We start from the raw sequence: 10887 nt of genomic DNA on the forward strand, positions 1-10887 counted from the left end.
TTGACATAACCAGCGGTGCAGTCGGGGGCGGCGCTGACCTGCAAGCGAATATCACGGGGGACGAAAGTTGTACGCGGCCACCTGCCGCCACTGCGGCAGGGAAATTATCCAGCACCCTTCGGGCGTGTGGATCCCCCGGGATGGCTCCATGAAAAGCGATCCCAATGGCATCTATTGCCCGGTCTCGGCGGGCTTGCGCCGCCCCCGGATGCTGCACGAACCCATGCCTTCCGACCTGGCGGGCGCGCCCCACTGGCTGTCCCCGGATACTTCCCGCGTGCGCGCCAGCGCGGGTGTGGACAGCGACTCCAAGCGCCGACGCATCCGGCGGCCGCGTGTCCCTGAGGCCGTCCGGATGCGCGTTGGGCGTGCCCTCGTTCGGCTGAAGGACCTGGCGCGGCTCCGCATGGCCTGGTGGTGACTCGGTTTCGCCCGCCACGCCGCGACGAATCAGCTATACAGTTCTTCCGGAGATGGACGCAGCAGTTCGACAGGTGAGGGCACCTGACACTCCGAGGAGATTCACATGTTCGCCTGCGAACCGGTCGACCTCGAATTCCTGACCACAGCGCCTATCCGCCTAACCGCCTCCGCCCATGTGGCCCGGCCACCCAGCGAGGTCTTCGCGGCGTTTGCACACGACCCGGCGAACTGGGGCGAGTTTTTCCCCGGTTTCGACAAGACGGGCCGCTATCACACGCCGAGGCCACACGGTGCCGGCACGCGGTGTACCAAACGAGTGATCGGGATCAAGGTAGAAGAGACGGTGCTCGCTTGGGAGGAAGGTGCACGCTTTGCGTTCCGTGTCGACGGCACCAGCGCGCCGGCGTTCTATGCCTGGGCCGAGGAGTACCGCTTTGAGCCGTCTGCCAAAAACGGCACGCTGTTGCACTTTGCAATCGGCTGTAAACCTCGGCTGGCTTTCAAACTCGCCAAGCCGGTACTACCGCGCGCCATGGCGTTCGTTCTCAATCGTGCGGGCCGCAACATTGAACTCGGCCGGCGGTTCTCGACGAACCCGTGATGCAAGGCGTTGAGCTTTTGCCGACCGTCAGCGGCGAAAAACGATCAATGGAATCGCCATCTCGGCCGGGGTCGCCCCGCCGTGAAAGCCGATGAGGCGGGCGGATTCCGGGGGCTCGTGGGCGGTCGCCAGCACGGCGGTGTCGCCGGTGCAGACGACGACGACGTCGCCGATCCGCGCCAGGTGCGCGGGGTCGACGGGCCCGAACATGCCGGAGGCCACCGCCTGCTCGCGGTCGTAGACGTGCGCCCGGCCGTCGAGCGTCTCGGCCCAGGCGGCCTGCACGTCGGCGGCGGCGCCCGGCTCGGTGTGCAGGTAGCGCACCCGCGGTTCGCCGGCGACCACGCGCACCCCGTCGCCCAGCCCCGGGTCGGTGTCGAGGTCGACGCGGGCGTCCGGCGGGACGTTGAGGCCGCCGTGGTCGGCGGTCACCAGCAGCGAGGCGTTCGGCGGCAGCGTGTCGACCAGCCGGGTCAGCAGCGCGTCGACCCGAACCGCCGCCTCGTGCCACTGGTCGGAGCCGATGCCGAACAGGTGGGCCGCGGTGTCCAGGTCGGCGATGTAGCCGAAGACCAGGCCCGGCCCCGCGTGCATCTCGTCGACCATCAGCTGGGCGTAGTCGTCGGTCGGCTGTGTCGGGCGGAAGCGCGCGCCGCGGTACGCGGCGTCGGTCAGCCCGCTGCCGATGAACGCCGCGGGCAGGACCGCGCGCGCGGCGATGCCTGCTTGCTCGAGCCGGCCGAACCAACTCGGCAGCGGCTGCCATTCGGCGTGGGGCGGGTCGTCGCGCCACACGATGTGGGTGAGCACCCGCTCGGTGCCGGGCACGTTGAGGGTGAAACCGAGGATGCCGTGCTCACCGGGCCAAGCGCCGGTGCCCAGGGACACCAGGCTGGTCGGCGTCGTCGACGGAAAGGTGCAGGTGAGTTCGGTCAGGTTCGCGGTGCCGCCGGCCAGCACGGCGGCCAGCAGCGGCGCGTCGCCGCTCAGCGTGGGTAGCAGGTGCCATCCCATCCCGTCGACCAGCACGACCGCGACGCGGTCGACGTCGCCGACGGATTCCGCGAGGCCCAACCGGTCGGCCCCGTCGGGGGCGCCGAGCAGGGCGGCCGCGGCCGGCAGCACGTCGCAGATCGAACCGGCCATCGGGCCAGTCTGGCACGCCAGACGGTCTCAGTTGACTCGGCGCACGTTCTGGGCAACCACCGTGGAACCGTCCCAACGGAGGTCGGCCTTCATCTCCACGGTCCCGCAACACATTGCCTCATTCGGACCGGCGGTCATCCACGTCACATGCACGACATGGTCCGAGATGGACAGATCGGTCACGACTTCCCTGCCGCCGTGGGTGAGGTCGTCGAGGTCGATTCCACCCAGCCGCGTGGGCCCGGTTTTTGAGAGCTGCGGGCCCGCGGTGTAGAGCTGCACGATCTCCGGCCACCAGACCCCACCGGCATTGCAGTGGATGACCATGGCGGCGTCGCCTCCGCGCCCGGTCAGGTCGCCAAACGCGACCTTGTAGGCGCCGGTGTTGTAGTTCAACGCGATGCCGACGTGTCCGGGATGCCCCTCTTGTGGCGGCAATTCACCGCCTCTCAGTTGGCCCGGATCGTGCTCGCACAGCCCTGGGACGGGCGCGCGCTGCAAGTATTCGAAGGTGACCGCGCCCTTGCCGGGCGCGCGCGACGTGGTCGTCGGACTGGTCTTGGGCATCACCGTTGCGGGCGCTGTCGTGTGCGCGCACGCCGCCACCACGGTCGCCGCGGCGATCAGCGCAAGCTTGGTGATGGCCCGCTGACGGTACGAAGTTGTGCTCATGTGCACAGCGTCCTGCGGGCGCCTTGCCTAATCCTTGCGCGATTCTTGCCTAAACGTGCGCCAGCCGTTGGCTGGTCACCCGCAGCTGACGGTCGGTGCTGTCGGCGAGCGCGCGAACCTGCTCCGGTGTCAGCCGGCCGCACAGCCGGCCCCAGTGCACCGCGACCTCGTCGCCGACGGCGACGTCGGGCACGGCGCTGTACCCGTCGGCCCAGACGTCGAGCGGTCGGACGGCGGGCTCGGACAGGGTCAGGGCCCGGCCGTCCCAGAGCAGTTTCCGGCACGACACCTCGACGTCGTCGTTGTCGCGGGAAACGACTGTGCCCCAGGTGATCCGGCAGTTGTCCAGCACGCTCAGCGGGTGTTCGTCCATGCCACGTCCTAAAAACCGAGTCCACGGATACACCCCGAACACGTGAAAGCAGTGGTTGGCGGCGGCCTCGTGGCCCAGCTCGGGAGTGAGGTGCGACCAGTACCGGCCGGCCTGCGGGCCGATGATGTCCAGCAGCGCGTCGAAGAAGTCGCCCGGATCCAGGTCGGCCCCGAGACCGCCGCCGAGCCAATAGGATTCGACGAGCCGGTAATCCAGCGGGTCGGCGATGCCGGTCAGCCGGGACAGGACCTGCAGGTAGGGCCAGGCCCCGGAAAATCGCGTCGCCGCGCGGCGCACCTCGTCGACGGACCCGTCGCGCAGGGTGGCCCCGAGCGGGGGCCCGCAGTAGCCCAGGGCGTTGGGGGCGTACGCGTACCGGGCGAACATCGCTGCGCCCTTTTCCGGACCCCGCGGCTCCGGTGTCAAGTGCGCCCCACCAGCTTGACCGCGTCGCGGTGCATGCGGCCGAAGTTGTAGTAGGCCGCGCACGCTCCCTCGGGCGACACCATGCACGTGCCGATCGGCGTCTCGGGGGTGCATGCGGTGCCGAAAACCTTGCACTCCCAGGGCTTGAGGACGCCCTTGAGCACCTCGCCGCATTGGCACGCCTTGGGGTCGGCGACGCGAACGCCGGGCATCGCGAACCGCAGCTCGGCGTCAAATTCCGCGAAGTCGTCGTGCAGCCGCAGCGCGCTCTGCGAGATGAAGCCCAGCCCGCGCCATTCGAAGTGCGGGCGCAGCGCGAACACCTTGCCCATCAGCGCCAGCGCCGCGGGGTTGCCGCGCTCGGGCACCACACGCTTGTACTGGTTCTCCACCTCGCAGCGGCCCTCGCGGATCTGGGCCAGCAGCATCGCGACCGCCGCCAGGATGTCCAGCGGCTCGAAACCCGCCACTACCAACGGCTTTCGGTATACCTCGGGCACGAACCGGTAGGGGCGGTTGCCCACCACCGTCGACACGTGCCCGGGTCCGATGAACCCGGACAGCCGCAAATCGGGGGATTCCAGGATGGCCTTGATCGGCGGGACGATGGTGACGTGGTTGCAGAAGACGCTGAAATTGGGCAGGCCCAAGTCGCGGGCGCGCACCAGCGTCACCGCGGTCGAGGGCGCGGTGGTCTCGAAGCCGATGGCGAAGAACACGATTTGCTTGTCGGGGTTGTCGATGGCGATCTTCAGCGCGTCGAGCGGTGAGTAGACGAACCGCACGTCGGCGCCGCGCGCTTTGGCGTCCAGCAGGCTGCCGTTGGACCCGGGCACCCGCATCATGTCGCCGAAGCAGGTGAAGATGACGTCGGGCTGGCCGGCCAGCCACATCGCGTCGTCGATGCGGCCCATTGGGATCACGCAGACCGGGCAGCCCGGGCCGTGCACCAGCTCCACGCTGTCGGGCAGCAGGTGTTCGATGCCGTGCCGGTAGATGGTGTGCGTGTGCCCGCCGCACACCTCCATGAACTTGAACTGTTCGCCACCGTCGCCAGCCAAGCGCTCGATGGCGCCCAGCAGCTTGCGCGCCGCGGCCGGATCACGAAACTCGTCAACGAATTTCATAGCGTTCCCCTTAGATGATGGCCGACGAGTCGAAGGCTTCCATTTCGGTTTGATAGGCCTCACCGAGTTTCTGGATCGCGGCCAGCGTGAGCAGCGCCTCGCTCTCGTCGATCTTGGCCATGGCGAAGCCGACGTGCACCAGCACCCAGTCGTCGGGTTCGGGCATGTCGTCCTCCAGCAGCCGCACGCTGATGGTGCGCTGCACGCCGCTGACGTCCACCTTCGCCAGATAGTTGGCGGGATCGGTGATTTCGACGATCCGGCCCGGAATCCCAAGACACATCTTCAGTGCTCCTCCCTAGTGGCGACCCGCTGCGCCCGGCTTCGCCGCGCTTGCGATCGCCACGTCAACAAATCCTCGGCAGCGGGTCCCCGACGAGCATGTCGACGATCCGCGTTCCGCCGAACCCGGTGCGCAGCACCACGGTTTCGGCGGGTTCGGCAACGATCTCCCCGACCTCGGCCGCGTCGGCGCCCAGGGGATGGGACCGCAACGCGGCCAGCCCGGCGTCGGCCTCCTCCGGGGCGACGACGGCGACGAATTTGCCCTCGTTGGCGACGTACAACGGATCGATGCCGAGCAACTCGCAGGCGCCATTGACCATGGGCCGCACGGGGAGTCGCTCCTCTTCGAGCAGCACCCCGAGGCCGCAGGCCTGGGCGAGTTCGTTGCACACGGTGCCGACCCCGCCGCGGGTCGCGTCGCGCATCCACCGGGTGGACGGGGCGGCCGCCAAGAGCAGCTCCACCAGCGGGCTGACCGATGCGGTGTCGGAGGCGATGTCGGCCTCGATGGCCAGGTCCCCGCGGGCGAGCATTACGGCCATGCCGTGATCGCCCATCGGCCCCGACAGCAGCACCTTGTCCCCGGTGCGCACCGACTGCGCCGACAGCGCCCGCCCGTTGGGGATGACGCCCGCGCCGGTGGTGGTGACGAAGAGCCCGTCGGCCGCGCCCTTGGGGACCACCTTGGTGTCTCCGGTGACGATCTGCACGCCCGCGACCGCGGCGGCGGCCGCCATATCGGCGACGATCTCCTTCAACTCCGCGATCGGAAAGCCCTCTTCGATCACGAATGCCGCGGAGATCCAGGACGGCACGGCGCCGGCCATCGCGAGGTCGTTGCAGGTGCCGTGGACGGCGAGCTCACCGATCGACCCGCCGGGAAAACGCCTGGGCTGCACGACGAACGAGTCCGTCGACATCGCCAGGCGTTCGCCGCCGGGCAGCGCCACAACCGCACCGTCGCCGAGGGACTCCAGCAGCGGGTTGCGGAAGGCCTCCAGGAACACCGCGTCCACCAGCGCGGCCGATGCCTTGCCGCCCGCCCCGTGGGCCAGCGTCACGTGGTCGTCGAGCAACCGGGGGCGACGCCTGCGGAACGACTCGATCCGCTCGATCACCTCGCCCTCGCCGAACCGTGGGCCTGACGAAAGGTACTCGCCCGCAGGCTTGTTCATGCCGCCCCCAGACCCTTTTCGCCAAGGTGGTGATGCACGCTCAGCCACAGCTGGTAGCCGAGCAGCGCCTGGGACTCCTGAATCCGGTGCACGCTTTGCGAGCGAACGACGAAGCAGGCGTCCACGTTCGGGTTCTTGGCGAAGGCGCCGCCGTCGTAGCCGGCGAAACCGATTGTGTACAGGCCACGTTGGTGCGCCTCGGCCAGCGCGGCGAGCAGGTTGGGCGACCCGCCGCTCGTCGACATGGCGATCGCGATGTCGCCGGCTTTCGCCCGCGCGATCAACTGGCGGGCGAACACCAACTCGAATCCGACGTCGTTGCCCAGTGCGGTCATGACCGCCTGGTCGGCCGTCAGCGGCCACGCGGGCAGCGGCCTGCCGATGGGTGGCCGGGCGAACAGCCTCGCCAGCGTCGTGGAATCGGTGCAGCTTCCGCCGTTTCCGAAGGTGAACAGCCGCCCGCCCGCCGCGAAACGGCGCGCCAGCTCGGCGGCGGCCGCCTCCACCAGGTCGGCGTTGGCCTCCAGGGTGGAGCGCCGCAGCGCCAGGCTCTCGGTCGCCTTCGCCTGCGCCGACGCGGCCAGGTCGGCCAGCAGCGACTTCGCGTCATCCTCCTGCGCTTCGATGAACGGATACAGGAAGTCGGTGGGCTCGTCTTGACTCATCAGCAGTCCTCCAGCCGGCCGATCGCCGCGCCGGCATGCACCAGCACCAGGTCGCCGGCGTCGACCGGGTCGACGAGCGTGGTGATCACGTCCTCGACGCCCCGCGCGGTGCGCACCGACGCCTGCCCGTTGGCCGACGGGCTGACGACTTCGCCCAGGCGACCCTCGTCGCTGCACGTCACGCAAACTTCTTCTCCGCACTCGTCTTTCAGCAACCCCGGGTGCTCGAAACACACGTGGGTCAGCTCCCACAGCAGGTGATAGAAGAGCACGAAGCCGCCCGTCGCCGGCACCCGCGGATCCGGGTCGTCCAGCCACAGCACGTGATCGGCCATCCCGGCCGGGGGCCGCTCGCCGCTGCCGATCCAGATCGTGGTCGCCCCCCACGCCGGGGCGCGCCGCATCACCGAGCCCACCTGTGGGTCGTCGGCCCCGGCGACCGCGACCACGATGTCGCCCGGCCGCACCGACACCCGCACCAGGTCCACCAGCTCCGGCCCGGTCAGCGCGACCGCGGGCAGCGCCCGCTTGCCCACGATCACCGGGTGCACGAACTCGACCGCGATGTGCAGCGCGTGCGGTTCCCACGACGGCGCGATGGACCACATGGTGGCCCCCGCGGCGAAACGCTTGGCCAGCGTGAACGCGCAGGCGGCGAGGTCTTCGGCCAACTCGGCGCCCAGCCCGCGATCAATGGCAGTAGTAGTCACCTCAGTCATCCTCTTCCAAACCCGTCAGCATCGAGATGGCGGCCTGACCCAGCGCCAGCCCGCCGTCGTTGGGCGGGACGATGTGGTGGGTCAACACCTCGAATCCGTTGCGCCGCAAGCGCGTGCGGCAAGCTCGCAGCAGCAGCACGTTCTGGAAAACGCCGCCCGTAAGCCCCACCAGGCGGACATCGCCCGCCACGCGACGGACCACCTTGGCGACGGCGTCCGCGAGCGCCTCGTGGAATGCGGCGGCCAGCAGCGCGGGTGCGGTGCCGGCGTAGTGCGCCGCCACCATCGTTTGCACCATGGTCGTGGGATCGATCACCCCGTCGGCCCGCACCGTCAGCGGCAGCGACGGCCCCTGGTCGTCCGAGGCCGTCTCCGCGAGCGCCTCGAGCTCGATGGCGGCCTGGCCCTCGTAGTCGATCCGGTGCCGCACCCCGAGCAGCGAGGCGACCGCGTCGAACAGCCGCCCGACGCTCGAACACGGCACACACCCAACTCCACTCTCCAATTGCGAACGAGTGAGCCGCAATTCGTCCTCGGTCGCGGCGGCGACCGGCGGGAGATCGGGGGTCCAGTCGATGCCGGCCATCCACAATTGGGACAGCGCCATCCGCCACGGGTTGCGCACCGCGGCGTCACCGCCCGGCAGCGGCACCGGCAGCAGATGGCCGGCCCGAACGAACCGGTGGCTGTCGGTCCCGAGGGCCAGAACCTCACCGCCCCAGATGGTTTGGTCGCAGCCATAGCCGGTCCCGTCGAACGACACCCCGACGATGGGTTGCCCAAGCCGGCCGTGCTCGGCCAGCAGCGAGACGACGTGCGCGTGGTGGTGCTGGACGAGATCCAGCGGCCGCTCGCCGGCGTGGCGCTCCGCCCAACCGCGGGTGTGATACCCCGGGTGCAGGTCCGCGGCCATTCGTGCCGGCTCGCCGCGCATCCCGGAGAGCTGACCGACTGCGCGCTCGAACGCCCGCAGCGTCTCCCAGGTGGCCATGTCGCCGATGTGGCCGGACAGGTACGCCCGCGAGCCGTCGGTGAGGCAGAAGGTGTTCTTCAACTCCCCGCCCGCCGCGAGCACCGCCGGGCCCGTGCGGCCGAGATCGACAGGCAGCGGCGCATAGCCCCGGGACCGGCGGATCGGCAGCTCCCCAGCCCCTTTTTCGTCCCTGATCACTCGCACCACCGAGTCGTCGCACGGCACGTGGATCGGCCGGTTATGGTCGAGGACCGCGTCGCACAGCACCGGAAGGCGTTCGGCGGCATCGCCATCGGTGAAGCAGATGGGCTCGTCGGAGCGGTTGGCACTCGTCATTACCAGCGCGTCTGGGACCCGCTCGGCGGCGCCGGGCACGGGCGCCAGCAGCAGGTGATGGAGGGGGGAGTACGGCAGCATCAGCCCGAGCAGCGGGCTGCCCGGCGCGACGGCGCCGGCGACGGGCGCTGCGCTGTTTGGGGAGCGGCGGCGCAGCAGCACGATCGGGCGGGCGGGGCTCGACAGCACCGCGGCCTCGCCGGCGTCGACGTGCGCGTAGCGCCGCGCGACCTCGAGGTCGCGGACGAGCATGGCGAACGGCTTGGCGCCCCGCGCCTTTCGGGCCCGAAGGGCGCCGACCGCCGCGTCGTCGTCGACCGGGCAGGCCAGGTGGTAGCCGCCGATCCCCTTGACGGCGACGACGGCACCGGCGGCCAGCGCGCGCTGGGTGGCCGCCAGCGCGGCATCCGACCCGGTGACCTCACCGGCGTCCGACGAAAACCGCAGCGACGGGCCGCAATCCGGGCACGCGATCGGCTGCGCGTGGAAGCGGCGGTCCGCCGGGTCGTGGTATTCGGCCGCGCACCGGTCGCACATGGCGAATCCCGACATGGTGGTCGCCGGGCGGTCGTAGGGCAACTCGCGGATGATGGTAAACCGCGGCCCGCAGTTGGTGCAGGTCACGAAGGGGTGCCGGTAGCGGCGGTCGCGCGGGTCGAACAACTCCCGGACGCAGTCGTCGCACACCGCGATGTCGGGCGGGATCGGCGTCTTCAAAATGTGCTCGCCGGCGATCGTCCGACTCTCCACGATCCGGAACGCGCGGGCGCCGACGGCCTCGACGGCGAGGTCGGTGACGGTCACGCTGCCGATACGCGCCAGCGGCGGCGCCTCGGCGCGCAGCCGGCGACCGAATTCCTCGACGCGCCCGCGGTCGCCCTGCACCTCGAGGAACACCGCCCCGGAATCGTTGCCGACGAATCCGGCCAGGCCGAGCTCGCTGGCGATGCGGTGGACGAACGGACGGAAGCCAACCCCCTGAACGACACCGGTCACGGTGAAGCGCTGCCGGACGTCTTCTTCGAGGTCCGAAGACAAGGCGAGCATTAGGGGGGACTGGGTCATTTCAACCGCCCCCCGGGCTAACCGTCGGGTCGGGGCGGCCCCTGCCCATCAGCTCGAGGCCGGCCATCGCTTCCTCCGCGCCGGCGCGGTCCGTCTTCTCCACGGCGAAGCCCATGTGGATGATTATCCAGTCGCCGGGCGCGAACGTCTCCTCCGGCAGCATGCCGACGTTGACTCGGCGTTTCTCGCCGGCGACGTCGACCAGCGCGAGCTGTCCCTCGTATCCGTCCAACATCCGGATCACTTGACCGGGGATCCCCAGACACATGGCTCAGCGGTCCTCTCGTACGGTGGACGTCTGCAGCGCCGCGACGATTTCCTCGACGGCCCGCGCGGCGCGGGGGACGGCCTTGGCCACCGGCTCGCTCAGACCGATGCCTTCCTCGACGCTGCCCGCCTCGCAGCCCACGACCACGGTGTACGGCGGGTTGCCGCCCAAGGCCCGCAGACTGGCGAACACCGCGGCCGGATCCATGCTGTGGCCGTCCAAACCCGTTGCGTCCGAGTCTTGCTCGCAGTCGGCCTGGAACACGTGCAACGTGCCCGGGCTGCCGCGGCTGGGCACGGCGTCGACGAGGACCAACGAGTCCCACTCTTCGAGCAGGTCGTAGGCCAGGTGCATGCCGCGGATGCCGTAGTCGATGACCCGGACGCCCGCGTCATCCCGCGGGATTTCGGCGTTGCGGACAACCTCCGAGCCGAATCCGTCATCCCCCAGGAAAATATTGCCGATCCCGGCTACCAGGATGCGCGCTGTCATCGATTCCCCCGGTCGGCTACATACGCCTCAACTTCAGGTAGCGGCGCGCGTCGGGCAGCGATATCAGTCCGAGCATGACTGCGATCGCGGCCACCAACGCGATGATGGCGACGAATATCCAGCCTAAGACTTCCATTGGGA

The 10887-nt window shown here is 69.7% G+C and carries 13 protein-coding genes; 1 reads left to right on the plus strand and 12 read right to left on the minus strand.

Annotation, left to right across the window (positions count from 1 at the left end):
* The first annotated feature begins 526 nt into the window (after window positions 1-526).
* Window positions 527-1024, plus strand: coding sequence for an SRPBCC family protein (locus tag AC5Y4S_RS05180; protein ID WP_500030569.1), 498 nt, complete (start codon window positions 527-529; stop codon window positions 1022-1024).
* 27 nt (window positions 1025-1051) lie between these two features.
* Here the strand turns inward: AC5Y4S_RS05180 and AC5Y4S_RS05185 are convergent, their stop codons facing one another.
* The 12 genes from AC5Y4S_RS05185 to AC5Y4S_RS05240 form a co-directional block, all read right to left on the minus strand.
* Window positions 1052-2170: an alkaline phosphatase family protein gene (locus AC5Y4S_RS05185; protein WP_500030572.1), complete on the minus strand. Its 1119-nt coding sequence runs from the start codon at window positions 2168-2170 to the stop codon at window positions 1052-1054.
* Between the two features lie 27 nt (window positions 2171-2197).
* Window positions 2198-2842: a hypothetical protein gene (locus AC5Y4S_RS05190; RefSeq protein WP_500030574.1), complete on the minus strand. Its 645-nt coding sequence runs from the start codon at window positions 2840-2842 to the stop codon at window positions 2198-2200.
* 49 nt (window positions 2843-2891) lie between these two features.
* Window positions 2892-3641 (minus strand): DUF6390 family protein, encoded by a 750-nt coding sequence (locus AC5Y4S_RS05195; RefSeq protein ID WP_500030579.1) that lies wholly within the window; start codon window positions 3639-3641, stop codon window positions 2892-2894.
* Window positions 3638-4768 carry a hydrogenase formation protein HypD gene (hypD, locus tag AC5Y4S_RS05200; protein ID WP_500030582.1) on the minus strand — a complete coding sequence of 377 codons (1131 nt, stop codon included), beginning with the start codon at window positions 4766-4768 and terminating at the stop codon, window positions 3638-3640. The genes AC5Y4S_RS05195 and hypD overlap by 4 nt, the downstream gene beginning before the upstream one ends.
* 10 nt (window positions 4769-4778) lie before the next feature.
* The gene (locus tag AC5Y4S_RS05205; RefSeq protein ID WP_068126330.1) at window positions 4779-5051 is read right to left on the minus strand and encodes a HypC/HybG/HupF family hydrogenase formation chaperone; all 273 of its coding nucleotides are present in this window, start codon (window positions 5049-5051) and stop codon (window positions 4779-4781) included.
* 64 nt (window positions 5052-5115) lie between these two features.
* Complete coding sequence (gene hypE, locus AC5Y4S_RS05210) at window positions 5116-6228, minus strand: hydrogenase expression/formation protein HypE (protein ID WP_500030585.1); 1113 nt, start codon at window positions 6226-6228, stop codon at window positions 5116-5118.
* A complete protein-coding gene (locus tag AC5Y4S_RS05215; protein WP_500030589.1) occupies window positions 6225-6893 on the minus strand; it encodes a D-sedoheptulose-7-phosphate isomerase in 669 nt (222 codons plus the stop codon). Before AC5Y4S_RS05215 ends, hypE begins: the two co-directional genes overlap by 4 nt.
* Window positions 6893-7603, minus strand: coding sequence for a hydrogenase assembly protein HupF (locus tag AC5Y4S_RS05220; RefSeq protein ID WP_500030591.1), 711 nt, complete (start codon window positions 7601-7603; stop codon window positions 6893-6895). Before AC5Y4S_RS05220 ends, AC5Y4S_RS05215 begins: the two co-directional genes overlap by 1 nt.
* A gap of 1 nt (window position 7604) precedes the next feature.
* Window positions 7605-9986 (minus strand): carbamoyltransferase HypF, encoded by a 2382-nt coding sequence (hypF, locus tag AC5Y4S_RS05225; RefSeq protein ID WP_500030593.1) that lies wholly within the window; start codon window positions 9984-9986, stop codon window positions 7605-7607.
* Window position 9987: 1 nt separating this feature from the next.
* Window positions 9988-10254, minus strand: coding sequence for a HypC/HybG/HupF family hydrogenase formation chaperone (locus AC5Y4S_RS05230; protein ID WP_500030599.1), 267 nt, complete (start codon window positions 10252-10254; stop codon window positions 9988-9990).
* Window positions 10255-10257: 3 nt separating this feature from the next.
* Window positions 10258-10746: a hydrogenase maturation protease gene (locus AC5Y4S_RS05235; protein WP_500030601.1), complete on the minus strand. Its 489-nt coding sequence runs from the start codon at window positions 10744-10746 to the stop codon at window positions 10258-10260.
* A 16-nt stretch (window positions 10747-10762) separates the two neighbouring features.
* The gene (locus AC5Y4S_RS05240; RefSeq protein ID WP_500030604.1) at window positions 10763-10882 is read right to left on the minus strand and encodes a DUF6893 family small protein; all 120 of its coding nucleotides are present in this window, start codon (window positions 10880-10882) and stop codon (window positions 10763-10765) included.
* Between the last annotated feature and the right edge of the window lie 5 nt (window positions 10883-10887).

This window comes from Mycobacterium sp. NGS64 (assembly GCF_059812245.1).

Coding starts and splice junctions, on each gene's coding strand:
- hypD (WP_500030582.1), bottom strand. CDS start 4,768: ATGAAATTCGTTGACGAGTTTCGTGATCCGGCCGCGGCGCGCAAGCTG.
- hypE (WP_500030585.1), bottom strand. CDS start 6,228: ATGAACAAGCCTGCGGGCGAGTACCTTTCGTCAGGCCCACGGTTCGGC.
- AC5Y4S_RS05180 (WP_500030569.1), top strand. CDS start 527: ATGTTCGCCTGCGAACCGGTCGACCTCGAATTCCTGACCACAGCGCCT.
- AC5Y4S_RS05240 (WP_500030604.1), bottom strand. CDS start 10,882: ATGGAAGTCTTAGGCTGGATATTCGTCGCCATCATCGCGTTGGTGGCC.
- AC5Y4S_RS05230 (WP_500030599.1), bottom strand. CDS start 10,254: ATGTGTCTGGGGATCCCCGGTCAAGTGATCCGGATGTTGGACGGATAC.
- AC5Y4S_RS05215 (WP_500030589.1), bottom strand. CDS start 6,893: ATGAGTCAAGACGAGCCCACCGACTTCCTGTATCCGTTCATCGAAGCG.
- hypF (WP_500030593.1), bottom strand. CDS start 9,986: ATGACCCAGTCCCCCCTAATGCTCGCCTTGTCTTCGGACCTCGAAGAA.
- AC5Y4S_RS05205 (WP_068126330.1), bottom strand. CDS start 5,051: ATGTGTCTTGGGATTCCGGGCCGGATCGTCGAAATCACCGATCCCGCC.
- AC5Y4S_RS05185 (WP_500030572.1), bottom strand. CDS start 2,170: ATGGCCGGTTCGATCTGCGACGTGCTGCCGGCCGCGGCCGCCCTGCTC.
- AC5Y4S_RS05235 (WP_500030601.1), bottom strand. CDS start 10,746: ATGACAGCGCGCATCCTGGTAGCCGGGATCGGCAATATTTTCCTGGGG.
- AC5Y4S_RS05190 (WP_500030574.1), bottom strand. CDS start 2,842: ATGAGCACAACTTCGTACCGTCAGCGGGCCATCACCAAGCTTGCGCTG.